The 26,026-nt window shown below is 64.0% G+C and carries 24 protein-coding genes, 1 tRNA gene and 1 pseudogene; 15 read left to right on the top strand and 11 right to left on the bottom strand.

Annotated features, from left to right (window positions below; translation table 11 throughout):
- The first annotated feature begins 125 nt into the window (after positions 1 to 125).
- From icd to OPU71_RS03920, 6 genes and pseudogenes are all read left to right on the top strand, one after another.
- A complete protein-coding gene (gene icd / locus OPU71_RS03895) occupies positions 126 to 1,373 on the top strand; it encodes an NADP-dependent isocitrate dehydrogenase (RefSeq protein WP_267725100.1) in 1,248 nt (415 codons plus the stop codon).
- 305 nt (positions 1,374 to 1,678) lie between these two features.
- A complete protein-coding gene (locus OPU71_RS21315) occupies positions 1,679 to 1,933 on the top strand; it encodes a hypothetical protein (protein ID WP_420712359.1) in 255 nt (84 codons plus the stop codon).
- An 85-nt stretch (positions 1,934 to 2,018) separates the two neighbouring features.
- On the top strand, positions 2,019 to 2,222 hold the full coding sequence (locus OPU71_RS03905; RefSeq protein WP_267725103.1) for a hypothetical protein: 204 nt from the start codon (positions 2,019 to 2,021) through the stop codon (positions 2,220 to 2,222).
- Between the two features lie 3 nt (positions 2,223 to 2,225).
- Entirely contained in the window at positions 2,226 to 2,372 is a 147-nt protein-coding gene (locus OPU71_RS03910; protein WP_267725106.1) for a hypothetical protein, read from the top strand.
- 494 nt (positions 2,373 to 2,866) lie between these two features.
- On the top strand, positions 2,867 to 3,235 hold the full coding sequence (locus OPU71_RS03915; protein ID WP_267725108.1) for a group II intron maturase-specific domain-containing protein: 369 nt from the start codon (positions 2,867 to 2,869) through the stop codon (positions 3,233 to 3,235).
- A 79-nt stretch (positions 3,236 to 3,314) separates the two neighbouring features.
- Positions 3,315 to 3,695: pseudogene (locus OPU71_RS03920) on the top strand (integrase core domain-containing protein); the annotation flags it as partial.
- A gap of 61 nt (positions 3,696 to 3,756) precedes the next feature.
- Here the strand turns inward: OPU71_RS03920 and OPU71_RS03925 are convergent.
- Together OPU71_RS03925 and pabB are read right to left on the bottom strand one after the other, a co-directional pair.
- A complete protein-coding gene (locus OPU71_RS03925) occupies positions 3,757 to 5,175 on the bottom strand; it encodes a DEAD/DEAH box helicase (protein ID WP_267725111.1) in 1,419 nt (472 codons plus the stop codon).
- 171 nt (positions 5,176 to 5,346) lie between these two features.
- Complete coding sequence (gene pabB, locus OPU71_RS03930) at positions 5,347 to 7,164, bottom strand: aminodeoxychorismate synthase component I (RefSeq protein ID WP_267725114.1); 1,818 nt, start codon at positions 7,162 to 7,164, stop codon at positions 5,347 to 5,349.
- A gap of 293 nt (positions 7,165 to 7,457) precedes the next feature.
- Here pabB and glpD point away from each other — a divergent pair, with 293 nt between their 5' ends.
- Genes glpD through OPU71_RS03950 form a run of 4 tightly spaced genes read left to right on the top strand, consistent with a single transcriptional unit; the run spans position 7,458 to position 11,480 of the window.
- Entirely contained in the window at positions 7,458 to 8,960 is a 1,503-nt protein-coding gene (glpD, locus tag OPU71_RS03935) for a glycerol-3-phosphate dehydrogenase (protein WP_267725116.1), read from the top strand.
- A gap of 21 nt (positions 8,961 to 8,981) precedes the next feature.
- Entirely contained in the window at positions 8,982 to 10,481 is a 1,500-nt protein-coding gene (gene glpK / locus OPU71_RS03940) for a glycerol kinase GlpK (RefSeq protein WP_267725118.1), read from the top strand.
- Positions 10,482 to 10,495: 14 nt separating this feature from the next.
- Positions 10,496 to 11,245, top strand: coding sequence for a sulfite exporter TauE/SafE family protein (locus OPU71_RS03945; protein ID WP_267725120.1), 750 nt, complete (start codon positions 10,496 to 10,498; stop codon positions 11,243 to 11,245).
- A gap of 55 nt (positions 11,246 to 11,300) precedes the next feature.
- Positions 11,301 to 11,480 carry a hypothetical protein gene (locus tag OPU71_RS03950; RefSeq protein WP_267725121.1) on the top strand — a complete coding sequence of 60 codons (180 nt, stop codon included), beginning with the start codon at positions 11,301 to 11,303 and terminating at the stop codon, positions 11,478 to 11,480.
- A 64-nt stretch (positions 11,481 to 11,544) separates the two neighbouring features.
- Here the strand turns inward: OPU71_RS03950 and panB are convergent, their stop codons facing one another.
- From panB to OPU71_RS03980, 6 genes are all read right to left on the bottom strand, one after another.
- Positions 11,545 to 12,360, bottom strand: coding sequence for a 3-methyl-2-oxobutanoate hydroxymethyltransferase (panB, locus tag OPU71_RS03955; protein WP_267725123.1), 816 nt, complete (start codon positions 12,358 to 12,360; stop codon positions 11,545 to 11,547).
- Positions 12,361 to 12,496: 136 nt separating this feature from the next.
- Positions 12,497 to 13,132 (bottom strand): deoxynucleoside kinase, encoded by a 636-nt coding sequence (locus OPU71_RS03960; protein ID WP_267725125.1) that lies wholly within the window; start codon positions 13,130 to 13,132, stop codon positions 12,497 to 12,499.
- A gap of 87 nt (positions 13,133 to 13,219) precedes the next feature.
- A complete protein-coding gene (gene folK, locus OPU71_RS03965) occupies positions 13,220 to 13,708 on the bottom strand; it encodes a 2-amino-4-hydroxy-6-hydroxymethyldihydropteridine diphosphokinase (protein ID WP_267725127.1) in 489 nt (162 codons plus the stop codon).
- Positions 13,708 to 15,051 carry a polynucleotide adenylyltransferase PcnB gene (pcnB, locus tag OPU71_RS03970; RefSeq protein ID WP_267725129.1) on the bottom strand — a complete coding sequence of 448 codons (1,344 nt, stop codon included), beginning with the start codon at positions 15,049 to 15,051 and terminating at the stop codon, positions 13,708 to 13,710. Before pcnB ends, folK begins: the two co-directional genes overlap by 1 nt.
- 57 nt (positions 15,052 to 15,108) lie before the next feature.
- Complete coding sequence (locus OPU71_RS03975) at positions 15,109 to 15,774, bottom strand: HAD family hydrolase (RefSeq protein WP_267725131.1); 666 nt, start codon at positions 15,772 to 15,774, stop codon at positions 15,109 to 15,111.
- On the bottom strand, positions 15,771 to 16,460 hold the full coding sequence (locus OPU71_RS03980; RefSeq protein WP_267725133.1) for an HdaA/DnaA family protein: 690 nt from the start codon (positions 16,458 to 16,460) through the stop codon (positions 15,771 to 15,773). The genes OPU71_RS03975 and OPU71_RS03980 overlap by 4 nt, the downstream gene beginning before the upstream one ends.
- A 282-nt stretch (positions 16,461 to 16,742) precedes the next feature.
- On the opposite strand from OPU71_RS03980, the gene OPU71_RS03985 reads away from it, so the two are divergent.
- On the top strand, positions 16,743 to 17,519 hold the full coding sequence (locus OPU71_RS03985; protein WP_267725135.1) for an SIR2 family NAD-dependent protein deacylase: 777 nt from the start codon (positions 16,743 to 16,745) through the stop codon (positions 17,517 to 17,519).
- 10 nt (positions 17,520 to 17,529) lie between these two features.
- Here the strand turns inward: OPU71_RS03985 and OPU71_RS03990 are convergent, their stop codons facing one another.
- On the bottom strand, positions 17,530 to 18,639 hold the full coding sequence (locus tag OPU71_RS03990; RefSeq protein WP_267725137.1) for an AIR synthase-related protein: 1,110 nt from the start codon (positions 18,637 to 18,639) through the stop codon (positions 17,530 to 17,532).
- Between the two features lie 252 nt (positions 18,640 to 18,891).
- Here OPU71_RS03990 and xylB point away from each other — a divergent pair, with 252 nt between their 5' ends.
- From xylB to tal, 4 genes are all read left to right on the top strand, one after another.
- On the top strand, positions 18,892 to 20,358 hold the full coding sequence (gene xylB, locus OPU71_RS03995; RefSeq protein WP_267725139.1) for a xylulokinase: 1,467 nt from the start codon (positions 18,892 to 18,894) through the stop codon (positions 20,356 to 20,358).
- A gap of 34 nt (positions 20,359 to 20,392) precedes the next feature.
- Positions 20,393 to 21,706 carry a xylose isomerase gene (gene xylA, locus OPU71_RS04000; protein ID WP_267725144.1) on the top strand — a complete coding sequence of 438 codons (1,314 nt, stop codon included), beginning with the start codon at positions 20,393 to 20,395 and terminating at the stop codon, positions 21,704 to 21,706.
- A 181-nt stretch (positions 21,707 to 21,887) separates the two neighbouring features.
- The gene (gene tkt, locus OPU71_RS04005) at positions 21,888 to 23,885 is read left to right on the top strand and encodes a transketolase (RefSeq protein WP_267725147.1); all 1,998 of its coding nucleotides are present in this window, start codon (positions 21,888 to 21,890) and stop codon (positions 23,883 to 23,885) included.
- Positions 23,882 to 24,949 (top strand): transaldolase, encoded by a 1,068-nt coding sequence (gene tal, locus OPU71_RS04010; RefSeq protein WP_267725148.1) that lies wholly within the window; start codon positions 23,882 to 23,884, stop codon positions 24,947 to 24,949. The genes tkt and tal overlap by 4 nt, the downstream gene beginning before the upstream one ends.
- A gap of 66 nt (positions 24,950 to 25,015) precedes the next feature.
- On the opposite strand, the gene trhA is transcribed toward tal, so the two are convergent.
- Positions 25,016 to 25,633, bottom strand: a complete 618-nt coding sequence (gene trhA / locus OPU71_RS04015; protein WP_267725151.1) for a PAQR family membrane homeostasis protein TrhA — start codon at positions 25,631 to 25,633, stop codon at positions 25,016 to 25,018.
- A gap of 229 nt (positions 25,634 to 25,862) precedes the next feature.
- Positions 25,863 to 25,937: transfer RNA gene (locus OPU71_RS04020), tRNA-Val, on the bottom strand.
- Between the last annotated feature and the right edge of the window lie 89 nt (positions 25,938 to 26,026).

Genomic DNA, 26,026 nt, shown 5'->3' on the forward strand with positions numbered 1-26,026 from the left:
GGACCCTCAATGGCGAGGGGCTGGTGTGGCGCGGGGAGACGTGCTAGCCACACTGCCGTGGCGGCGCGGCGCGCAGCAGCCTTGCCTGCATATACCAATGACCCAACCCTGAGGAAGCAACAGCCATGAGCGCCCAGTCTTTGATCTCGGTACCTGCCGGCGGCCAGAAAATCGTTCCCGGTCAACCGACCCCGAACAACCCGATCATTCCCTTCATTGAGGGTGACGGCATTGGTGTTGATATCACCCCGGTGATGATCAAGGTGATCGACGCTGCTGTGGCCAAGGCCTACGGCGGCGCGAAGAAGATCCACTGGATGGAGGTCTATGCCGGTGAAAAGGCAACCGTGAAGTACGGCCCGGATCAGTGGCTGCCGGCCGAAACCTTCCAGGCGCTGAAGGACTATTCGGTGTCGATCAAGGGCCCGATGACCACGCCGGTGGGCGGCGGCATCCGTTCGCTGAACGTTGCGCTGCGCCAGGAGCTTGACCTCTACCAGTGCGTGCGTCCGGTGCAGTACTTCAAGGGCGTGCCGTCGCCGCTCAAGCAGCCGGAGCTGACCAACATGGTCATCTTCCGTGAGAACACCGAAGACATCTACGCCGGCATCGAATGGCAAGCCGAGTCCGAAGGCGCCAAGAAGGTCATCAAGTTCCTGACCGAAGACATGGGCGTCAAGAAGATCCGCTTCCCGGAAACCTCGGGCATCGGCATCAAGCCGGTTTCAAAGCAGGGTACCGAGCGCTTGGTGCGCGCTGCGCTTCAGTATGTGATCGACAACGATCGCAAGTCGCTGACGATCGTGCACAAGGGCAACATCATGAAGTTCACCGAAGGTGGCTTCCGTGACTGGGCCTATGCGCTGGCCAAGAACGAATTCGGCGCGGTGGAAATCGACGGCGGCCCGTGGTGCAAGTTCACGAACCCGAAGACGGGGCGTGAAGTCATCGTCAAGGACGCCATCGCCGACGCCTTCCTGCAGCAGATCCTGCTGCGCCCGGCTGAGTACGACACCATCGCCACCCTCAACCTGAACGGCGACTACATCTCCGACGCACTGGCCGCGCAAGTGGGCGGTATCGGCATTGCTCCGGGCGCCAACATTTCGGACAAGTACGCCTGTTTCGAAGCCACCCACGGCACCGCGCCGAAGTACGCCGGCAAGGACAAGGTGAACCCTGGTTCGTTGATCCTGTCGGCCGAAATGATGCTGCGCCACCTGGGCTGGAAGGAAGCGGCCGATCTGGTTGTGAAGGGCATGGAAGGCGCGATTGGCGCGAAGACCGTGACCTACGACTTTGCCCGCCTGATGGACGGCGCGACCGAAGTGTCCTGCTCGGCCTTCGGCGACGCGATGATCTCGCACATGTGATCTGCGCGGTCAGCGAATGAAAAGGGCGCCCTGCGGGGCGCCCTGTTTGTTTTATCTGACCTTTCCTGAATAGTGTTGACACCTTTTCTCACTAGAAAAGGAATATTCAATCAATTCAATCATCAAGCCCAGCCAGCGAGACCGTTCGCTTGCCTTCAAATTGTCGCTGATAGATCAGGTTGAGCGCGGGGAGCTGATCTATCGTCAGGCTCAGGCGCTACGGCATCAAGGGCAGCAGCACGGTCCTGAAGTGGCTGCGTCGCCACGGTCGGCAGGACTGGTCAGCGGGTGCATCATCTTTGCCCATGACGACACCCTCCAAAACCGCTCCGGCCAAGCCGCTGACGCCTCAGCAGCAGATCAAAACCCTGCAGGAGCAGTTGCGCGAGGCCAATGAGAAGGCGCAACGCTTCGAGGCCATCGTCGAGGTGCTCAAGGATGACGATGGGGTACGCGTCGTGAAAAGCCTTCCGGCAAGTCCTCACTCAAATGCGCCTGAGCGTGGCAAGGGCTTGCCAGTACTACAGGGGTATCAGCCGCCAGGCGCATTGTCAGGCTGAGCAGTGGTAACAGCGTCGGCAATCCGACGCCCGTCGGGCGGTCGAGCGGGTCAGCGCTTACCGCATCCGACAACCGAGCATCGCGATGGGACGGGATCGCGTGTTTGCCGTGCTCGCCGATGAGCGGATGCTGGTGCCGATGCGACGGGCGTATCACAAGACGACCCAGAGCCATCATCGTTTCCGCTGCCATCCCAACCTGCTCAAGACCGGCCCTGAACAGGTCAGCGCCAGCGCAAGCGAGCAGGTCTGGGTGTCGGGCTTCAGTGTGCCGCAGCAAGCGGCGTAGGAGATGAGGGTATTGCCCCTCGCCATTGGCTTGCGGGAGCAGGTGGCAAACCGCCATGAGCGGCTGGGGTCAAAAGCCCCGGTCGTGAGCGTCATGGAAAAGGCGTCGCAAAGGCGTCAGGTGTGGATCATGGAAGACGAACAACCGTGAACTGCCGTTCAAGTGTCGAAAGTACTCAAATGACATCAAAATCGGGGAGTGAAGTTGCCCCGCGATCAGCTTGGCCGTTACCTGCTTACGGGCCAAGCGGTGTCCGGCATAGAGGCAGCGTCAGCCTGATTCGGGCTCTTACGTTGAACTGCGGGAACCTTCGGTGGCGATGCCAAGCGAACGGCACAAGCTCGAAAGGCGAGGCCGAGAGTAGCGATGTGCCACCAAGGGGCGGAGCAGCTCGTAGTAGTGTTGAAGCCGCTGTAATGGCGGTGGAGCGAAGGGGCTGCGTCATCCCGGTCTGGGGCCGTGCCAACTGCGCGAACAGGAGGAGCACGGGTTCAAGACCAAACCGTATGACATTCCCAAAGCCGCGGGCTCGAATTGCATCCGGGCAAGACACGGATCGTCTACTGTCAGGACGTCAATCGGCGGGAAGCACACCGGGAGGTGCGGTTTACTTTCTCGGCTACACGTTCCGGCCACGCAAAGCGGTGGACAAGTATCAGCGGGGCTATGTGCACTTCGCCCCGGCGGTCAGCCGTGATGCCCTCAAGGCAATGCGGCAGACCATCCGTGGGTGGCATCTGCAACTGATGTGCGACCGCGAACTGGGCGATCTGGCGGCGATGTTCAATCCGGTTCTTAGGGGGTGGCAGAAGTACTACGGCCGCTTCCACGGCTCGGCGATGTCGGCGATCTGGAGACACATGAATGACTATCTGGTGCGCTGGATGATGCGCAAGTACAAGACGCTCGCCCGTCATAAAACGCGGGCAAGACACGCCCTCGGGCGACTAGCGCGTCTTTTTCCGACAGCCTTTGTGCATTGGAAGATGGGATGTCTGCCTGCGGTTGGATGATGGGAGCCGGATGAGTCAAGAGGCTTACGTCCGGTTCTGCGAGGGGCTGGGGGTGCAATCCTCCCGGCCGAATCATCTCTATCTGCCAACAGGGGAAAGAGGCCTGTTTGTCAGTCCCGTCACGGATGCATATTCAAGAAAGATCGTGGGCTGGAGCGTGGATGACAACATGTGCACCGCGCAGGTCAGCCCAGTACTGCTCGGTCGTGTATCAGAAGCTTCATGCCGCAGATGGGAGCACCTGCTCGATGACCGATGGCTATGACTTCTACCAGAATGCGTTGGCTGAACGGATTAACGGCATCCTCGAGGGCGAGTTTTTGCTCAACAAGCCTCGGGATCTGGCACAAGCACGGCAGATGGTTGCCGAATCGATCGCCATCTACAACGACGAGCGCTCCACCTCTCGCGCAAAATGAAGACGCCCGATACGGTGCATCGAGCGCCCTTAGCTACCTGAAGCGGTGGCCGCTATCCCGCCACAGGCGTCAACCTATGGCGGGACGGGTCAGCTTCGCTGTTTAGCGGCCGTTGCCGCCGAGGAGCACGGCGATCGGTCTGCCGGCCTTGCGCGCCGCGCTGGCGGCATTGGCGGTCTTGTTGGCGCCGGCAGTGGAAGCCGATGCGCTTTCGGTGTAGGGCCGGCTGAAGTCAAAGCCATCCGGCGCCGTGCGTGGCCGCCGCTCAAGGCGGTCCGGCGCCGGCCGCGTATGTGCGTCCGAGTCAGGTGACGGGTGGGCGCGGCGATCAGCGGTCTGGTTGCGCAGGATGCGGCGTGACGAATCGGCGGTGGCATCCGCACCGAAACCCGGAACGACTTCCTGCGTGATCTTCAGCTTGATCAGCTTTTCGATCGCGCTCAGGCGGATGTGCTCATCGGGCGAGACCAGCGAGATCGCATTGCCCTGTTTGCCTGCACGACCCGTCCGGCCGATGCGGTGGACGTAGTCTTCGGCGGTGGGCGGCAGTTCGTAGTTGATCACGCAGGGCAGGTCGTCAATGTCGAGGCCACGCGCGGCAACGTCGGTCGCGACCAGCACGCGGATCGCACCGCTCTTGAATCCCTCCAGCGCCTCGGTCCGTTGCTGCTGATTCTTGTCGCCATGGATCGCGTCGGCGGCGATGCCGTCCTTCTGCAGTTGGCGAGCCAGGCGGGCACATGCCAGCTTGGTGCTGCAGAACACCAGCACTTGTGGTGCGGCGACGTCTTCGAGCAACAGCCAGGTCAGCAGATCGCGCTTGACGGCGGCCGGAACCGGATGCACCCGGTGAGTAATGGTTTCACTGACCATGTTGCGCCGGGCAACTTCGATCAGTTGCGGGCTCTTGAGCATCGTGTCGGCGAGCTTCTTGATCTCGTCCGAGAAGGTCGCCGAGAACAGAAGGCTCTGGCGTTGCGCCGGCAGCAGACCGAGGATGCGGCGGATGTCAGGGATGAAACCCATATCCAGCATGCGGTCGGCTTCGTCCAGCACAACGAACTCGACCTGGCTGAGCGTGATGCTGCGCTGTTCAACGTGATCGAGCAGTCGCCCTGGGGTGGCAACAACGATTTCAATGCCGCGCCGCAACTCATCGAGCTGCGGTTTGATATCCACGCCGCCGTAGATGCAGGCAGAGCGCAAGGGCAGGTATTTTGCGTAGGTCTGCACCGATTCGTGCACTTGCATCGCCAGTTCGCGTGTTGGTGCAAGAATCAGGGCGCGAACCGGATGGCGCGCGGGCGAGGCGCTGGTATTGGCCCAGCGCGAAAGCTTGTGGAGCAACGGCAGGGTGAAACCTGCGGTCTTGCCTGTACCGGTTTGTGCGCCGCCCATCATGTCGTGGCCTGCCAGCACAACCGGGATCGCCTGGCGCTGGATCGGCGTTGGCTCGGTATAGCCAGCCTCTTCGACAGCACGCAGCAATTCAGGAATCAGACCGAGTTCGGAAAACGTCATAAGCACCCATCAAGCGCGGCAAACATCAGGGCTTGAGCTTGGCCGCGCGGTTTCAAGAAGGCGAGGATTATAGCTGGGACGTGGGTCGTTGCCCCATTTATTTGGCCTTGTCAAGCCGTTCGGCGGCGTTGCGTTGCATGATCGCCACGGCTGGTGCGGGTGGCCGGCAGCCTAATTGGCGACCGTCACGGCAATCAGCCCGCGTAGCGCGTTGCTGACATACACGGCTTGTGCGGAGAGCAGATCTGCGCGGCGAAGCACGGCCTCGTGAGCCTTGCCGGCATCAAGCAGGGCTTGGCGCATCACGCCCGGCAGCAGGCCGCTGCGTGCGGGCGGCGTGAGCAAGCGCCCATCGACTTCTATGAACACGTTGCTGCGCGCGCCCTCGCATAACTCGTCGCGCTCGTTGAAGAACAGCGCGTCAAAGTGCCCGCGCGCCATGCATTCCTTCAGGGTCTGGTCGTAAAGGAAGCGGCGGCTCGTCTTGTGCTGGAGTAGCGGGTCGCGGGAATCAAGGCGCTCCGGCGACAGGATGACCGTCAGCTGTCCGGCCAGAGGATCGAGCGATGCATGGCTGAGCGAGAGTGCGCCGCCGGGCGCGAGCGCGAGTCGCAGGCGATGCGCGCCCTTGCCGTGCAGTGGCGCCGAGGTTCTGGCGATCAGCGCGCGTGCCTCAGCTTCGTTGAAAGCAAAGCCCAGGGCGGCGGCCGAGCGGGTCAGTCGCGCCAGATGCAGATCGAGCAGGCGTGGTGTGGTCTCGCCGCTTGCCAGGCACAGGGTCTCGAACAGCTCGAAGCGCGGGGTCAAAGCTGTAACGAAGCGGGCCTTCGCGGCGCACTCGGCCCACTCATCGGCTGGCTCCGAATCTGCAACGATGCCGCTTCCGATGCCGAGCCGGGCGGTGCCGCTTGCATTCAGTTCAAGGGTGCGGATCGGCACGTTCAGGCTGAAGTCGCCGTTCGGGGCCAGCCAGCCGAGTGCGCCGCAGTAGATGCCGCGCGGCGTCGGTTCGATTTCGCGGATGACTTCCATCGCGCGGATTTTCGGCGCCCCGGTCACCGAACCACATGGGTAGAGCGCGTGCAGGGTTTCGGCGAGGCTGGCGCGAACCGGTTCGGCAACGATCGTCGAGGTCATCTGGTGCAGGGTCGCGTAGTCCTCGATCTCGAACAGTCGCTCCACCCGAACGCCGCCTGTTGCGGCCAGGCGCCCGAGATCGTTGCGAATCAGATCGACGATCATCAGGTTTTCGGCGCGGTCCTTGGTGGAATTTGCGAGCGCGGCTGCTTCGCCCAGTGGCGCGGTTCCCTTCATCGGGCGGGCAGTCAGCTGCGCGCCGCGGCGGGCGACGAAGAGCTCGGGCGAGTGCGACAGGATTGCGCCGGTGCAGTGGCGTACGAAGCCGCCGTAGCGCACTGGTTGGGCGGTGCGGAGCCGGGCGTAGAGGGCCAGCGGGTCGCCGTATGCGCGAGCCGCGAGCGGAAAGGTGAAATTGACCTGGTAGCAATCGCCGGCGGCAATCAGCTGTCGAATCCGTGAAACGGCGTCCACGTATTCCGCCTGCGAGAGTCCGAACTTCAGATCTACCAAGCCTGCGATACGCGCGTCGGCTTTGAGTCCTTCGAGCGATAGCGCGATCAGCGCGTCGGCCTGCGTACGGGAAAATTCGTCCATCTGCGCCCAGACCATCGCCGTCAGGAGCGGGCGGCCCGTCTGGGGCTGGCGATTGAGCAGGCTCGATTCAAGGGCGTAGCCGAGCTCGAAATCGGCGGCAATCGTGACCCAGCTGCCGCGGGCACTTGCTGCTTCGATTTCGGCGATTGCGCCGGGTATCGACCCTGCATCCCAGGCCGTGATCTGGCGTTCGAGGTCGCTGAATACACGCGCGCGACCATCGTGGTCGAGATTGTTCTCGAGCAGGGCGATCGGCCGGTCTCCGGCCAGCAGTCCGGCGAGTCGGCAGAATTCGGGGTGGGTGTCGGTCGTCAACGGTGCAGAATGAAACAGTGGTAGGCAGTTTTTGGCCTTATCCGGGCGACTGTACCCAGCGCAGGTGACAGCCACAATGCGATAGAAGGAATTGCCGCGAGGCGTTGATGCGACTGTTGCCAATTTGACAGTCGCGTTGTGTTCTTGCACTCGGCCAGGCGTTAGTGCTGCACCGGCAGCGGCGGGCTTCGCATTGACCGCCAACTCGCGCTAGTGTTCCGGCGTGCGGGGGCCCGGAGCAGGCGGGGGCGGGTTCAGGCTGCGCACGATCAACACCGGGGAGGGGCGAGGCCTTGGGCCAGTTCGATGTCTTTGTCGTCGGCGGGGGGATCAACGGCACCGGTATTGCCCGTGATGCGGCCGGGCGGGGCTTGTCGGTGATGCTTTGTGAGCGCGACGATCTCGCCGCGCACACTTCCAGCGCCAGTACCAAGCTCATCCATGGTGGCTTGCGATACCTGGAGCACTACGAATTCGGACTTGTCCGCAAGGCATTGATCGAGCGCGAAGTGTTGTTGCGCGCTGCGCCGCACATCATCTGGCCGCTCCGGTTCGTGATGCCGCACGACGCCGGGCAGCGCCCGGCATGGATGATCCGCGCCGGTCTGTTCTTGTATGACCACCTGGCGCAGCGCGAGCGCTTGCCGGGCTCGAACGCCGTCGACCTGCGCCGCCATCCCGCCGGCGCGCCGCTCAAACCCTTCCTGACGCAAGGTTTCGAGTATTCCGATGCCTGGGTGCAGGATGCTCGGCTGGTAGTGCTCAATGCGATGGACGCGCGCGAGCGGGGCGCACGTATCGCAAGCCGCACCGCCCTGGTGGCCGCGCGGCGTCGTGCCACGCACTGGGATCTGGAGCTCGCCGGGCCGCAGGGACGGCGCGAGACCGTCAGCGCACGGCTGCTGGTCAACGCCGCGGGCCCCTGGGTCGGCCGCTTGCTTGCCGATGTGCTGAACGTGGATAGCGACAAGACGGTGCGCCTGGTGAAGGGTAGCCATATCGTCGTGCGCCGCCGGTTCGAGCACGACTATGCGTACATTTTCCAGAACCCCGACAAGCGCATCATCTTCGCAATCCCCTTCGAGCAGGACTACACCCTCATCGGCACCACGGATCTTGAGTACCGCGGCGATGCCGCAGCGGTGGCGATTACCGACGATGAAGTGCAATACCTTTGCCGCATGGCCAGCCGCTACTTTGAAGCACCGCTCCTGCCTGCCGACCTCGTCTGGAGTTACTCGGGCGTGCGCCCGCTGCTTGAAGACGAATCAAGTGATGCCTCTGCCGTCACGCGCGACTATCTGCTTGAGGTGGATGCTTTCGGTGCGCCACTGCTCAGCGTGTTTGGCGGCAAGCTCACGACCTACCGCAAGCTGGCCGAAGAGGCGCTTGAGCGGATTCAACCCTTGCTCGGTATCGATGCAGCGCCGTGGACGGCATCGGCGCGTCTGCCCGGCGGCGATCTGCCGGGCGCGGATTTTGAGGGCTTCTATCGCGAAGTTGGCGAGCGCTATCCGTGGTTGCCACCCACGATGGCATTCCGGATGGCGCGCAGCTATGGTTCGCGCTTGCACCGCTTGCTCGACGGTGTTGGCGGCATGGGCGAGATGGGCGAGGCACTCGTGCCGGGCCTTCACGAGGTGGAAGTGCGTTATCTGATGCGCGAAGAATTTGCGCTGCGTGCCGACGACGTGCTGTGGCGCCGCAGCAAGCTCGGGCTCGGCGTGCCGCCCGATGCGGCCGTGCGCTTGCAGCACTGGATGGATGCCTGCGGCGCCGGCCAGCCTGATCACTGAGCAGACACACGGGGGCAGACTATGGGCTATTTGCTGGCCTTGGATCAGGGAACGACCAGCTCGCGCGCGATCGTGTTCGATACCCATGGCGCGCTGGTCAGCATGGCGCAGCAAGAGTTTGCGCAAATCTATCCGCAAGCTGGATGGGTTGAACATGATCCGGAAGCCATCTGGCAAACCCAGCTTGAAACCGCGCGCCAGGCGCTGGCCAAGGCAGGCGTGGGCGCGTCGCAGTTGCTCTCGGTGGGGATCACCAACCAGCGCGAAACCACGCTGATCTGGGAGCGCGCCACCGGCAGGCCGATTCACAATGCGATCGTCTGGCAGGATCGCCGCACCGCGGCAATCTGCGCGCAGATCGCCGCGGCGGGCCACGAGGCGCTGTTTCGCGAACGGACCGGGCTGGTGCTGGACCCCTACTTTTCCGGCACCAAGCTGGCGTGGTTGCTCGATCAAGTGCCCGGCGCGCGCGAACGGGCCGAACGCGGCGAACTGGCCTTCGGCACCGTCGATAGCTGGCTGATCTGGCGCCTGACCGATGGCCGGGTGCATGCCACCGATGTCAGCAACGCATCGCGAACATTGATGTTCGACATTCACCGCCAGTGCTGGGATGGAGAGTTGCTTGGCGTGCTGCGTGTGCCGCCGGCGCTCTTGCCGCAGGTGATGCCGTCAGCGGGCCACTTCGGGGATTGTTCGGCCGCCTGTTTTGGCGCGCCGGTGCCCATTGGTGGCGTGGCCGGTGATCAACAGGCCGCCTTGCTAGGCCAGGCCTGCCTGCAGCCGGGTATGGTCAAGAACACGTATGGCACCGGCTGCTTCATGCTGATGCATACCGGCGCGGCGCCCAAAGTGTCGCAGAACGGATTGCTGACCACTGCCGCCGCCCAGTCCGGTGCCGCACCCGCCTATGCGCTGGAGGGCAGCGTGTTTGTCGGCGGCGCCGTGGTGCAGTGGTTGCGCGACGGCTTGGGCATCATTCGCAGTGCCAACGAGATTGAGGCGCTCGCCCGCAGTGTGCCGGATACCGATGGGGTCTATCTGGTGCCGGCTTTTGTCGGCCTCGGTTCGCCGTACTGGGATCCGTTCGCGCGCGGCGCCCTGATCGGTTTGACCCGCGGCAGCACCCGCGCCCACATTGCGCGGGCTGCGCTCGAATCGATCGCCTTCCAGTCGGCCGAGCTCCTGCATGCGATGCAGGCCGACGCCGGTCTGCCGATCGCGGCGCTGCGGGTTGATGGCGGCGCCACGGCCAATGATCTGCTGATGCAGATGCAGGCGGACCTGCTGGGCCTGCCGGTTCAACGCCCCCGGATCACCGAGACGACCGCGCTGGGCGCGGCCTTCCTGGCGGGCCTCAGTGCGGGCGTGTGGGATAGCGAAGACGCCCTCTCGGCCAACTGGCGTGCCGAAGCGGTGTTCGAGCCAACGATGTCCGCCGACCAAGCGGCCGCCCGGATGGCGCGCTGGCAGTCTGCCGTGGCGCGCACGCGAAACTGGGCGGGCGAGGGCGCGGGGTGATGCCCGGTGCGGCGATGATCGAATGGGCGGCATTGCTCGGCGCGGCGTTCCTGGCGGGTGGCCTCAATGCGGTTGCCGGCGGCGGCAGTTTTCTGACCCTGCCGGCCCTGGTATTTGCGGGCGTGCCGGCACTCATGGCCAACGCCACCGGAACGGTGGCGCTGCTGCCCGGCTATGTCGCCAGCACCTGGGCGTTCCGCGAGGAACTTGCGGGTCTCGATCGCCGGCAATTGGGCCTGACGCTGGCATTGAGCCTGTGCGGTGGCGCCCTCGGCGCGGCCCTGTTGCTGCATACGCCCAACAGCACATTTCGCCGCATCGTGCCGTGCTTGCTGCTGCTGGCTACGGTGCTGTTCGCGGTGGCGCCCTGGCTGCTTGCACGCCTGTCACGCGACACCGGGCTGCAAGCCGGGCGGGGTGCGAACGCCAGTGGTGTTGCGCTGGTCTCGATTTACGGCGGCTACTTCAACGGCGGGCTCGGCATCTTGTTGCTTGCGTTGTATGCCGTGTTGGGCGAGCGAAGCCTGGCGCGCGCGAATGCACTCAAGAATCTCGTGTCTGCCGTACTGACCGCGGTGGCCGTGTGTCTCTATGCCTTTGGCGGGGCGGTGGTTTGGGGCAAGGCCCTGCCGATGATGCTTGCCGCCGTGGCGGGCGGCTACATCGGCGCACGCGCTGGCAAGCGAATCCCGCCGGCGCTGCTGCGGGGCCTGATTGTGCTGACTGGCCTGCTGATGTCCGTGCTGTTCTTCGTGCGAGGCTGACAGGGCGAGCGTGGCCTGCTAGATTGACAACTCACCCCAACCGGAGCCAGAAAAAATGAAACACGCAGCTTCCATTGCCGTCGTGATTGCGGCGTTCCTCTCGGCGCCTGTGCTGGCTTGCCCCGGTGGCGATATGGCTGGGCACGAGCAAGGCGCATCCACTAAGAAGTCCGCCGAGCAACAGACCGAAAAGTCGGGCACGGCTGACAAGAAGACCGACGCCAAGAAAACCTGACGCACCGCCAGCACCAACGCAAAGGGCCGGGATGACCGGCCCTTTTTTTTGCGAACGCGTTGTCTCAGTAGGTGTGCTCGGCGGCAGGGAAGCTGCCTTCCTGAACCGCCGTCACGTACGCGCCGACGGCTGCGTCGATGCTGGCGGCGCCCTCCATGAAATTACGCACGAAACGCGCCTTGCGGCCGGGGAAGACGCCGAGCAGATCATGCAGGACCAACACCTGGCCATCGGTGTCCTTGCCTGCACCAATCCCGATGCTTGCCATGGATGTGAGGGATGCCGTGAGCGCCGCGGCAACGGTGGCTGGCACCATTTCAAGGACGATCAGCGCCGCGCCGGCTGCCTCAAGCGCCTTGGCGTCGGTATTGAGCTGGCGTGCACCTTCTTCGGTCCGGCCCTGGACGCGGTAGCCGCCCAACTGATTCACCGCCTGCGGGGTCAGCCCGATGTGCCCGCAGACGGGAATGCCCCGTTCCACCAGGAAGCGCACCGTATCGGCCATGTACGCGCCGCCTTCGAGCTTGACCATGTGTGCGCCGGCCGCCATCAACTGCACCGCGTTGCGCAGCGCCTGCTGCGGGCTTTCCTGATAGCTGCCGAATGGCATGTCGGCAACGATCAGCGGCCGCTTGCAGCCGCGTGCAACGCACTGCGTGTGATAGACCATGTGCTCCATCGTGACCGGCAAGGTGCTGCTGTGGCCTTGCAGCACGTTGCCGAGCGAGTCGCCGACAAGAATCACATCAACGCCATTGCGCTCGAGCAGGGCCGCGAAGCTGGCGTCGTAGCAGGTGAGCATCGCGATTTTGCGGCCCTCGGCGCGCATCTTCGCGAGTTCGGTGAGGGTAACGGGGCGATCGTTCTGGAGATAAGTCATTGTGGGACGTCCTTGCTGCATGCGCCTTGCCTGTCCGCCAGGGTGTCGGGGACGGGCGCTTCGGTTCCCGTTTGGGGGCGATGCGTGCGCGTTGCGTGTTGGTCTGGCTGGAAAAGGTTTCGTCTGGGCGGCGCGCCTACTGGGCGTAGCCGAAGAATTCACGATAGCTGCGCATCGCATTGAGCCGATCGACCATCAATTCGAAGTCGTCGTCCTGGTCGACCGGGTTGAGCACTTCCGCATTGACGATGAACAGCGGTGCGGCGTCGTACTGATGGAAGAAGCTGGCATAGCGCTCTGACACGCTGGCCAGGTAGCTTTCGGTGATGTTGCGCTCGGCACCCACGCCGCGCTTGCGCACGCGATCCATCAGGATCTCTGGCTGCGCTTGCAGGTAGATCACCAGGTCGGGCCGCGGGATCTGTGGCTGCAGCGTTGCGTAAAGGCGCTGGTAGAGGCGCTCTTCGTCTGCGCCAAGCGTCAGGCCTGCGAACAGCGGGTCTTTCTCGATCAGGAAGTCAGACACCACCCGCCGCTCGGCAGGGTGCTGGGCAAACTGCGCAAGCAGGTCGTGCCGCTGGTACAGGAAGGACACTTGGGTCGCCAACGCCCAGCGGTCCATGTTTTCGTAGAAGCGCCCAAGGAAGGGGTTGAGCTCGGGCTGCTCAAGCATCAGGTCGGCGTCCAGCCGCTGAGCGAGGCGTTGCGCAAAGCTGGTCTTGCCAGCACCGATCGGACCTTCCACCACGATGTGGCGCGCCTTTTCAAGCATTCTGTGCTGCGTCCTGAGAGTGATGATTGACGTCGGCAAGCATACACAAGGCGGCGATGAGTTGCGCGGTGCGGCGCCGGTGGCGCCTCAATCCATGCGTTCGATCAGTTGATCGCGAACCGATGGCAGCAGTGCTGCGACGCGCCCGTGGCCGGGAATCTGCAGATCCGAGTTGATTTCGGCCAGCGGCGCGAGGACGAACGCGCGCAAGTGCATGCGGGGATGCGGCAGGGTCAGTTCCTCGGTCGCGAGCGAGATATCGCCAAACATCAGCAGATCGAGGTCGAGCGTGCGCGGGGCGTTGCGAAAACTGCGCTCGCGGCCATTGGCTTGCTCGATCTGCTGCAGCGCTCGCAAGAGCGCAAGGGGTTCGAGCCCGGTATCCAGCGCGACGACCGCATTCCAGTAATCGGGTTGTCCGGGCGCGTCGACCGGCGCGCTGCGATAGTGCGAGGAGCGCGCGACGAGGCGACACTGCGCAAGCCGGGCGATCGATTCGATGGCGCGGTTCAAGGCAGCGCGGGGTTCGCCCAGGTTTGCACCCAATGCGACCCAGGCGCGCGACAGTTCACTCATCAGGCCGCCGTATCGCCACCAGCGGGCTTGCGCCGGCGACGGCGGCGTTTCTTGGCCGCAGCGTCCTGATCGGGTACCAGCATGGTTTCGCGCGAATCAGGGTTGGCGTCGGCGAAGTTGTTCCACCAGTCGGCTACTTCGATCGGCAGTTCGCCGCTGAGCGCGCGCAGGCGCAGGAAGTCATAGCCTGCTCGATATCTGGGCTGCTCAAGAAGACGGAAGGGCGCCTTGCCGGCACGGCGCTCAAAGCGCGGTTGCAAGGCCCAGATTTCCTTGATGTCGGCCGAAATCTTGCGGGTGATCGCCAGCTTTTCGGCCTGTTGGTCAAGCACCTCGGACATTGCGTCAAACAGCGCGGCCTGGTTGGGTTCGCCGCGCGCCTTGCGCGCTTCCCAGTTGGCCAGGGCTTCATGCCACAAAAGTGTGGCGAATAAGAAGCCGGGTGACACGGGCTTGCCCGCGCGGACGCGCTCGTCGGTGTTTTCGAGCGCCAGCCAGACGAATCGCTCGCCCATCGGTTGCTCAAGGATCACGTCGAGCAGCGGCAGGAGCCCCTTGTGCAGGCCTTCGGCGAGCAGTTGCTTGAGGCAGGCCACCGCGTGGCCGCTGGTGAGCAGCTTGAGCATTTCGTCGAAAAGCCGTGCCGGCGGCACGTTTTCGAGCAACTCGGCCAACTCAAGTATTGGCTTGCGCGCGGCCGGGTCGATGATCAGGCCCAGTTTGGCCGCCATGCGCACCGCGCGCAGCATCCGCACCGGGTCTTCGCGGTAGCGCGTGACCGGGTCGCCAATGATGCGCAGCGTCTTCTGCTTCAGATCACCCACGCCGTGGTGGTAGTCGATCACCGTTTCGGTGCTCGGGTCGAAGTAGAGCGCATTGATCGTGAAGTCGCGGCGGGTGGCGTCTTCGGCCTGCGTGCCCCACACGTTGTCGGCGAGGATGCGGCCGTGCTCGTCGGTGTGGGTGTCTTCACTTTGCAGTGCGCGGAAGGTGGAGACCTCGATGGTTTCCGGGCCGCTCATCACATGAACGATGCGGAAGCGGCGCCCGATGATGCGCGAGCGCCGGAACAGATCGCGTACCTGCTCCGGAGTGGCGTCGGTCGCGACGTCGTAATCCTTGGGCGTGATACCCGCGATCAGATCACGTACCGCACCGCCCACGACAAAACCCTTGAAGCCGGCTTCCTGCAGCGTGCTGCACACGCGCCGGGCTGCCGGCGAGATGCGGTCGCGCGTGATGCCGTGCTGGGCGAGCGGGATGACGGCCGGCTCGATGGCGCGAACCGCGGTCGCGGCGGCCGGCTCGCGGCGGAATACTCGGCGCAGTAGCTTGCGGATCATTGGGTGTGAGTTCGTCTTCTTCTTTGAAAAATCCGCTAATTGTAACAGTGCGGTGACTCAGCCGCGCAGGCTGAGGACCTGCCAGCCCCTGCCTTGTGCCTGCGCCAGCAGCACCGGATCGGGATCGACCGCAACCGGGTCGCTGACGCGTTCGAGTAGCGGCAGGTCATTGCGTGAGTCGCTGTAGAACCAGGTGCGCTCGAAACTGCCCCAGTGCAAGCCGAGCGATTCAAGCCAGTGCTCGACGCGCTCGATCTTGCCGGCTTGAAACGCCGGGGTGCCGCGCGGCAGGCCTGTGAATTCGCCGTCTTGTTGTGCTGGTGTCGTGGCCACCATGTGGGGGATGCCTAGCTTGCGGACGATGGGGCCGGTAACGAAGGCGTTGGTGGCAGTCACCACCGCGCAGAGGTCGCCCGCGTCCCGGTGGCGGTCGACCAGCGCCTGGGCGGCGGGCAGCCACATGCCATCCACCCGTTCGCGCATGAACTGGTCGTGCAGGGATTCGAGTTCGGCGCGAGGGCGCTTCGCCAGCGGGGCGAGCGCGAAGGCGAGGTATTCGAAGATGTTCATCGTGCCGGCCTTGTACTGCTCGTAGAACTCGGCATTGCGGGCTTCGTACTCGGCGCGGTCTACGAGACCCTGGTCAACGATGAACTGACCCCACTCATAGTCGCTGTCTCCAGCGAGCAAGGTGTTGTCGAGATCGAAGAGAGCGAGATTCATGAGGCCTCCGGGGGCAGCAGATTGCCTTGCATCAGTTCGCGCAGCAGTGGCAGGGTTGGGGGGCGGTGGCGGGCGAGCGAGGCCTCGTCCAGCGTGTCGATCGCAGCGAGCAATGAAGGCAGGTCGCGGCGGCCGTGTCGCAAGAGCCAGCTGATCAGATCCGGCTCGAGCATCAGGCCCCGGCTCAGACCATACAGCGCCAGCATTTCTCCTTTGTGCCCGTCATCGAGGGGCTTGAGCTCGAACACCAGGCATTGGCCGATCCGTGTGCGAACGTCTTCACGCAGCCGCAGGCTTGCTGGCGGAGCATCGCCGCCGATCAGCAAACTGCACGCCTGGCCGGGGGCGCGGATGAACGAGCGGAACAGCGCCGCCTGACCGGCTGCGTCTAGGCTGTCCGCCGCATCGAGACACAGCAGGCCGCCCGGGGGCAGGGGGTAGTCGCCATCACTGCCCGGTTGCTTGGCCAGTTCGGCGGCGCGCCCGTTTGCGCGCGCATCCGCCACCGCCGCCTGCAACAGGTGGCTGCGTCCGCTGCCGGCCTCACCCCACAGGTAAATCGCCTGCGGTTGGCCATAGCAGGCCAGCAGGCGCACGCTGTCTAGCGCTTCGCGATTGGCGCCGACAACAAAGTTGTCGAAGCGCGGCGTGCGTTCGGGGCGCAGGTTGAGGGTGAGTTGTCTCACGATGGCGGTGGGCCGGGTGGGGCGATTGTTCGGGGCGCCAAACGGCGGGCTGGCTGGCGGCAAACCCGTAATCGTAGACGCCCGCCTGCCGCGACTCAACAGCAATGGCGGATTTCCCTGCTCACGCTGCGCGAACCTGAAATGTGCAGCTGCTTGACGACGGCCGCGTCGGGCGGATGAGTGGCGCGTTACGATCAGGCGGGTACTGGGCGCGTCCGATTGGTCCAGTGCAGATGGGGGCGCGATTGCCTCGCCGCACGAATCGGGCTTGGAGTGAGCAAGATGTCTCAACTGGAAGATACGCTGGGCCGTGTTGCACAGTGCCTGAGGGATGCGCGCCGTATCCTCTTCATAACCGGCGCCGGCATCTCGGCCGATTCGGGCTTGCCCACGTATCGGGGCATCAATGGTCTTTACAACGACCAACTGACTGACGAGGGCATCGACATCGAGGATGCCCTGTCTGGCGAAATGCTGCGCACCCACCCGGCGCTGACCTGGAAGTACCTTGCGCAGATCGAACGCAGCTGCCGTGGCGCTGTGCCCAACGATGCTCACCATGCCTTGCGGAAGATCGAGACCAGCGCGCCGCATGCGCTGGTGCTGACCCAGAACGTCGATGGTTTGCACCATGCGGCGGGTAGCCAGAACCTGATCGAGATTCACGGGAGTTTGCGGCGCTTGCGCTGTACCGGATGTGGCTTTCGCGAAGCGGTGACATCGCTGGAGGGGCGCAGCCTGCCGCCGGTGTGCGCAGCTTGCGGTGCATGGATGCGGCCGGAAGTCGTGTTGTTTGGCGAGCGCCTGGCGCAACAGGACCTTGAACGGCTTTACGCGGAATTGGCTGAGGGTTTTGACCTGGTGTTCAGCATCGGAACGACCAGTACCTTTCCGTACATCGTTGAGCCGGTCGCCTGGGCGGTGCAGGCGGGCGTCCCGACGGTTGAAATCAACCCGCAGGCCACACAGATCAGCCCCTACGTGCGCTACCGCATTCCGCTGGGGGCGGCACAAGCGATGAGGGCGCTGCTTGAACGCAGCGCCCTCGGGGATCTCTGACCGACAGGCTTTATGCGCGCAGGTGCAGTTCGTCCGCCGCAAAGACCAGATCAAGCGGCTCGATCACCACTTGCTTTGCGCCGGCTTCAACGCGCCCTGCCAGCCAGGCGTCGATGCCGTTCGCGCGGGCGATCTCAACCGTGCGCGCTGCATCGGCGGCTGCGACGTAGAGCGCAAAGCCCGCGCCCATGTTCAGGCTGCCGTAGGCTTCACGGTTGTCGATGCCCGCCTTCTCCTGAATGAAAGCGAGCACCGGCGGTACCGGCGGCAGGGTCTGGATGCGGTAGGTGAAGCTGCCCGGGTGGCGCATGATCTTGCGCCAGCCATGGCCGGTGATGTTCGCGCAGTAGTGAGGGATGATGCCGGCGGCGAACAGCGCCTCGGTCACCGGCACGTAGAGCGCGGTCGGATCGAGCAAGGCCTCGCCGTACATGCGGCCGTCGGAGAGCTTGCTGGCGTAGCCGTCGGGCAGGCGCTCGACCAGCTTGCGTGCGAGGCTCACGCCGTTGGCGTGGATGCCGCTCGACGCAAGGAACACAATCGCATCGCCATCGGCAAGCTTGTCGCCCAGCGTCAGATGCTCACGCGAACGGACGATACCGACCGACGAAGCCGCCAGGTCGATGCGGCCTGCTTCCACCACGCCGGCCAGCGCCGGGGTTTCGCCGCCGCCCCAGCTGACTTTGCAGACGTCGCAGGCACGCTGCCAACCGTTCACCAGATCGCGCATCCGTTGCTCGTCGGCAAACCAGTCGCTGCCGCCGGCCGACCAGTACGCGTGCACCGACATCGGCGTGGCGCCAACCGTAATCAGGTCGTTAACCGCCATCGCTATGGTGTCTTGCGCGATGCTGTCGTAGTGGGTGCGCCCGGTGATGGCGCGCACCGCATCGGCGACCAGCGCCTTGGTGCCGAGGCACTCGGTGATCGAGGCGATCAGCACGCCGCCTACGTCCATCACATAAGCCGATTCGCCGCGCGAGGCGGGGATTTCGCTTACGCCGTGCGCGGCGAGGTTGCCCTTGGTGGCGCTAGCGGCCTGCTGGGCGAGGATCTTGAGCGGGTCGATCTTGCTGTAGTCGACGCCGGCGGCGGTGTAATCGAGTGGGGTCTGGCTCATGACGGGTCCTGCGCAAATGAGGGCGCGATTCTATCGCGACCGGTGACCCCGCAGCCAGCGAGGGTTCGCATGCGCTAACAGGGGTACGTAAGCCTTTAGGGTTTCGCGGTGTCGGCGATGCTGATAGGCTTGGTCGAAGAAAACGATTGCAAGATTCTTTGATAAATAGTTTGACGCCCGAACAATTGGCGACTAGATTTATCTCATCGGCGCTGCCAATCGATGCAAGCGCAAGGAAGGACGGACCGAAACATGTTTCTAGGCATAGATCTGGGCACGTCGGAAGTGAAGCTTCTGCTGCTGGCAGATGACCACCGAATCGTAGCCATTGCGGGCGAAAAGATTGGTCTTTCGCGGCCGCATCCACACTGGTCGGAGCAGGATCCGGAAGAATGGTGGTCTGCCACCGGGCGTGCGATGGCGGCATTGCGTGCCAAGGTGCCGAGCGAGTTTTCCAGCGTGACGGCGATCGGGCTTTCGGGCCAGATGCACGGCGCAACGCTTCTGGATGCGCAAGACCGCGTGCTGCGCCCGGCAATTCTCTGGAACGACACCCGCTCGGCGCTTGAATGCGATGAGTTGACTGCGCGTTTGCCGTCCTTGCCGCAGATCGCCGGCAACCTTGCGATGCCCGGCTTTACCGCACCGAAGCTGGCCTGGGTGGCCAAGCATGAGCCCGCGGTGTTCAGCCAGATCGCCAGCGTGCTGCTGCCCAAGGATTACCTGCGGCTGCGGATGACCGGCGAGAAAGTCTCCGAGATGTCCGATGCTGCCGGAACCTTGTGGCTCGATGTGGCCAAGCGCGACTGGTCGGACGAACTGCTGGCCGCAACCGGCCTGAACCGTGCGCAGATGCCGCGGCTGGTTGAAGGCAGCGAAGCATCCGGCACCTTGTTGCCCGAGGTCGCGAAGGCTTGGGGCCTGTCGGCCGGGGTGATCGTGGCCGGCGGCGGTGGCGACAACGCTGCCAGCGCGGTCGGCATCGGCGCAGTGGCGCCGGGCGACGGTTTTCTGTCGCTGGGCACCAGCGGTGTGCTTTTCGTCGTGACCGACAAGTTCCGCCCGAACCCGGCATCGGCCGTGCACGCCTTCTGCCATGCCTTGCCGGGGCGCTGGCACCAGATGAGCGTGATGCTCTCTGCGGCAAGCTGCCTGAGCTGGGTGACACGTCTGGTCAATGCTGCCAACGAAGGGGAGTTGCTCGCCAAGGCCAACGCGCTCACCGATGCACAGCGCGCTGCGGCGCCGATCTTCCTGCCCTACCTTTCGGGTGAGCGCACGCCGCACAACGACGCGCAGGCGCAGGGCGTGTTCTTCGGCCTTAACCACGACACCACCGACGCGCATCTTGCCTATTCGGTGATCGAAGGCGTGGCCTTCGGCACCATGGATGGCCTGGCCGCGCTCAAAGCGGCGGGCACCGAAGTCGGCCGCCTCGCCTTGGTCGGCGGTGGTTCGCGCAGTGTCGAGTGGGCTCAACTGCTCGCCAGCCTGCTAGATACGGAAATCGTCACGCTCGAAGGTAGCGAAACCGGTGGCGCGCTTGGCGCGGCGCGGCTTGGCTGGCTCGCGGCGGGCGGCAAAGAGGCCGATGTTTGCCGCGCACCGGCGATCCGTGCGCGCTATACCTGCAATACAGAACAACGCGCAGCCTTGCTGCCGCGCTACGAACGATTCACCCAGCTTTATCCGCGCCTTCGCGACCTGTTCGCACGCTGACGCGGTACCTAAACCAAAACAAAGGAGACCCAAAATGGCTGCTTATTTCGAAGGCATCGACAAGATCAAATACGAAGGCCCGGATTCGCAGAACCCGCTGGCGTTCAAGTACTACGACAAGGACCGCCTGGTGCTTGGCAAGCGCATGGAAGACCACCTGCGTTTCGCCGCTTGCTACTGGCACACCTTCTGCTGGAACGGGCTTGACCCGTTCGGCGGCGACACCTTCCAGCGCCCCTGGCACCAGATCCCGAACGCCATGGAAGCCGCAATGGTGAAGGCCGATGTCGCATTCGACTTCTTCAGCAAGGTCGGCGTGCCGTTCTACTGCTTCCATGACCGCGATGTGGCCCCGGAAGGCGCAACGCCGCGCGAGAGCGTTTCGAACCTGCACCGCATCGTCGACATCCTGGGCCAGAAGCAGGAAGAGACCGGGATGAAGCTGCTGTGGGGCACGGCCAACCTGTTCAGCCACCGTCGCTTCATGTCCGGCGCTTCGACCAACCCGGATCCGGAAATCTTCGCGATGGCCGCGCTGCAGGTGAAAGAGGCGATGGACGCCACGGTGAAGCTGGGCGGCGCCAACTACGTGATGTGGGGTGGCCGTGAAGGCTACGAAACCCTGCTGAACACCGATCTGAAGAGCGAGCTGGCGCAGATGGGCCGCTTCCTCAGCATGGCGGTGGACTACAAGCACAAGATCGGCCTCAAGGGCCCGATTCTGATCGAGCCGAAGCCGCGTGAGCCTTCCAAGCACCAGTACGACTTCGACACCGCGACGGTGTACGGCTTCCTGAAGCAGTACGGGCTGGAAAACGACGTTAAGGTCAACATCGAAGCTAACCACGCCACGCTGTCGGGCCATAGCTTCGAGCATGAGATCAGCACCGCGATCGCGCTGGGCATCTTCGGTTCGATCGACATGAACCGCGGCGACATGCAGTGCGGCTGGGATACCGACCAGTTCCCGAACAACATCCCTGAAACCGCGCTGGCGATGTACTACATCCTGCAGGGAGGTGGTTTCACGACCGGTGGCCTGAACTTCGACGCCAAGGTGCGCCGTCAGTCGATCGACGCCGAAGACCTGTTCTACGGCCACATCGGCGGCATGGATGTGTCGGCCCGCGCGCTGCTGATCGCCGAGAAGATGATCACCGACGGCAAGTTCGCGCAGATCACCAAGGATCGCTACGCCGGCTGGCGTGTCGAGTTCGGCCAGCAAGTGCTGGCAGGCAAGCTGGGGCTGGATGCCGTGGCTCAGCGCGTGCTCGACCGCAATGTCGACGTCGCGCCGAAGTCCGGCCGCCAGGAGCTGATCGAGAACCTGCTCAACAGCTACATCTGAGTCGCACGCGGCTAACGGCCGCGTGAAGCGGCGCGCCGGGGTTCCCCGGTTCGCCGCGAATAGTTTGGCCTGCATTCCTTTCCCGAATCGATGGACGGAAAAGCTGATCCCGGCTGGGCGGCGTTTCCGGCGGGTGGGGCTGCGCTACGCTTCTGTCGCCGAAACTGGAAAGACGCTCCCGATGATCACATCCCAATCCCTTGCCGACGCCCTTCGCATCCTCGCGATGGACGGTGTGCAAGCCGCAAATTCTGGCCACCCCGGCATGCCCATGGGCATGGCCGAGGTGGCCGTTGCGCTGTGGCACCGCCACCTGCGCCATAACCCTGCCGACCCGACCTGGGCCAACCGCGACCGCTTCGTACTGTCGAACGGGCACGGCTCCATGCTGCTGTACGCGCTGCTGCATCTGAGCGGCTATGACCTGCCGCTCGACGAGCTCAAGCGCTTCCGCCAACTGCATAGCAAGACGCCGGGGCACCCGGAGTACGGCTACACGCCTGGGGTCGAAACCACCACCGGCCCGCTCGGGCAGGGCATCGCCAATGCGGTGGGTTTCGCGATGGCCGAGCGTCTGCTCGCGGCGGAATTCAACCGCGAGGGCTTCCCGGTTGTCGATCACCGCACCTACGTGTTCCTGGGCGACGGCTGCATGATGGAAGGCATCTCTCACGAAGCCTGTGCGCTGGCCGGCACCTGGAAGCTCGGCAAGCTGATTGCGCTGTACGACGACAACGGCATCTCGATCGACGGCCATGTCGAACCCTGGTTCTCCGACGACACACCCAAGCGTTTTGAAGCCTACGGCTGGAACGTGATCCGCGATGTCGACGGCCATAGCATCGACGCGGTGGACCTTGCCCTGCGCCAGGCGCGTGCGCAGTCCGCCAAGCCCACGCTGATCTGCTGCAAGACAGTGATCGGCAAGGGGTCACCGAACAAAGCCGGCACCCACGATGTGCATGGCTCGCCGCTGGGGGCGGCGGAGATCGCAGCAACGCGCGCCCAACTGGGTATCACGGCGGGCCCGTTCGAAGTGTCGGACTCAGTGCGCGCGATCTGGAATGCTCGTGAAAACGGCGCGGCCCAGCAAACCGCCTGGGATGCACTGTTTGCGCGTTACCGCGCCGACTACCCGGATCTGGCTGCTGAATTCGAGCGCCGCATGAAGGGCGACTTGCCGGCGGAATTCTCTGAAAAGACTGCGGTACTGCTGAGCGAAGTCGACACCAAGGCCGAAGCGATTGCGAGCCGCAAGGCTTCGCAGAACGCGATCCAGGCGCTCGCGCCGCTTCTGCCGGAGTTCCTCGGCGGTTCGGCTGACCTCGCGCCCTCGAACCTGACGATGTGGAAGGGCTGCGTGCCGGTGCGCGAAGCTGGGGGTAACTACCTCAACTACGGCGTGCGCGAATTCGGCATGGGCGCGATCATGAACGGCATCGCGTTGCATGGCGGCTTCCGCCCCTTTGCCGGCACTTTCCTGATGTTCAGCGAGTACGCCCGCAATGCGATCCGCATGGCGGCGCTGATGAAGATCAACCCGATCTGGGTGTTCACGCACGATTCGATCGGGCTGGGCGAAGACGGCCCGACCCACCAGCCGGTGGAGCAAACCGCCACCCTGCGCATGGTGCCCAACCTCGATGTGTGGCGGCCTTGCGATGCGGTGGAGAGCTTTGTTGCCTGGCGCATTGCAGTGGAGCACCGGCACACGCCGACCTGCCTGATCCTGTCGCGCCAGAACCTGCCGCATCAAACCCGCAGCGCGGCACAGCTCGATGCGATCGCCCGCGGTGGCTATGTGCTCAGCGATTGCGAAGCAGCGCCCAAGGCGGTGATCATCGCGACTGGCTCGGAAGTCTCGCTTGCGATGGAAGCGCAGCGAGTGCTGGCCGAACATGACGTGCCGGTGCGTGTGGTATCGATGCCTTCAAGCTTCATGTTTGAACGGCAGGATGCTGCGTATCGCGCATCGGTGCTTCCGCGCGGTGTGCCGCGCGTGGCGGTGGAGGCGGGGGTGACCGACGGCTGGCGCAAGTATGTCGGGCTGGAGGGCGCGGTAATCGGCATCGACGCCTTCGGTGAATCGGCCCCGGCGCCGGTCCTTTACGAACATTTCGGCATCACCACGGCACGTGTCGTCGAGGCGGTGCACAACCTGATTAAGGAATCAGCATGAGTCGTCTGAAAGCTATCGATGCCCTCGGTCAGCAAGTCTGGCTCGACTCGATTTCGCGCAAGCTGATCGAGAGCGGCGAACTGGCCCGACTGATCGCCGAAGACGGCATCTCGGGCGTGACCTCAAACCCGGCGATTTTCCAGCAAGCCTTGTCGAAAGACCCGGCTTACGTGGCGGCCAAGGCGGCCTTGCCGGCAACGCTGACGGACCCGGAAGCGCGCTTCGAAGCGCTGGCCTTGCCGGATATCCAGGCTGCCTGCGATGCCTTCTTGCCGCTGTACGACAAGAGCAATGGCAACAAGGGTTTCGTGAGCTTCGAAGTGTCGCCGAGCCTCTCGCGCGATGCGGACGGCACCTTTGCCGCTGCGCAGCGTCTGTGGAGCGCGATCGCGCGCCCGAACGTGATGATCAAGATCCCGGCCACGCCGGAGGGGCTGGTGGCGATCCGAAAATCGATCGCGGCCGGCATCAACATCAACGTCACGCTGATGTTCTCGCCGCGCCATGTCGAGGCGGTGGCTCAGGCGCATGCTGATGGTCTGGCGGATCGCCTTGCCGCGGGCTTGCCGATCGGCCAGATTCGTTCGGTGGCGAGCGTCTTCATCTCGCGCGTCGACAGCAAGATCGACCCGTTGGTGCCGGATGCACTCAAAGGCAAGATCGCCATCGCGTCTGCGCGCGTGGCCTACGCCGACTGGCTGGCGCACTGGGGGCAGAAGGGCGACCGCTTTGCTGCGCTCGCCGCTGCGGGCGCGCACCCGCAATGGCTGCTGTGGGCAAGTACCGGCACCAAGAACGCTGCCTATCGCGACGTGTTGTACGTCGAAACGCTGATCGGTGATCAGACCGTGAATACCGTGCCGGAGGCGACCTTGAACGCTTTCCGCGATCATGGTGAGGCGGCGGCAACGCTGGCTCAGGGTGTGGCCGCTGCGCGCGTCAGCCTCGCAGCGCTGGCGGATCTGGGGATCGACCTCAATGTGGTCGGCGAACACCTGCAGAACGAGGGGCTGGTGTTGTTCGAGCAGGCGTTCGAGACGCTGCTGGCTTCAGTCGGTACTTGAGTTCAGGTACTTGCCAACAAAAACGGCAGCGGATTTGCTGCCGTTTTTGTTTGGCCCTGCGACGCCTCACATTACGTAGCACAGCACCGCGATGAAGTGCATCAGGCTGCCGGCAATCACGAACAAGTGCCAGATGCCGTGCCAGTGGCGGAAGCGCTCGTCGAAGGCGAAGAAGATGATCCCGACGGTGTAGAAAATGCCGCCCGCCGCCAGCCACATGAAGCCGGCTGTGCCCAAGCTTGCGATCAGCGGTTTGACGGCGACCAGCACGATCCAGCCCATCACCGCGTAGATCACCAGCGACATCACGCGGGCTTCCGAGCGCGGTTTGATCTCCTGGATCATGCCGACGATCGCCAGCGTCCACACCGTGGCAAACAGCGACCAGCCCCACGGCCCGCGCAGGCTGATCAGGCAGAAGGGCGTGTAGCTGCCGGCGATCAGCAGATAGATCGACAAGTGATCGAGCTTCTGCAGGATGCGTTTCGCACGCCCGCGGACGCTGTGATAGATCGTTGAGCTGCTGTAGAGCAGCACCAGCGCGACGCCGTACACCGCCATGCTGAAGACCTTCCAGCCATCGCCGCTCGTAATTGCGATGGCGAGCAGCCAGATCGCACCGGTTAGCGCCAGCACGGCGCCGACAAGGTGGGTCCAGGCGTTGAATCTCTCTCCGGGGTACACGATCAGTCCTTGATGCAAGAATGGGGGGCACGACGCGACCTCGGTTTGTCGAGTACGCGCTGGAGTGAGTCTATTCGCAACGTGGCGCGCGGGCGGGGCCGCAATCGTCGCAATTCGTTTCGCGGTTGCGCCTGCGTGGCGACAGCGCGATGGCTGGTTGCCAGCGATAGCAGGTGGCAAGAAAGCAAAAAGCCCAGCAGGGCTGGGCTTTGCGTTTCGTACAAACCGGTGGTGGGCAGTACTGGGATCGAACCAGTGACCCCTGCCGTGTGAAGGCAGTGCTCTACCGCTGAGCTAACTGCCCGGTTTGCAGCGAAGTCCGCGACTATACCGTGGTCGATTTCGATGGTCAATAGTTCGGGCGAACTGGCGTTGTGCTCCGGTAGAATGTCG

The organism is Niveibacterium sp. 24ML (assembly GCF_026586805.1).
Classification (GTDB): Bacteria; Pseudomonadota; Gammaproteobacteria; order Burkholderiales; family Rhodocyclaceae; genus Niveibacterium.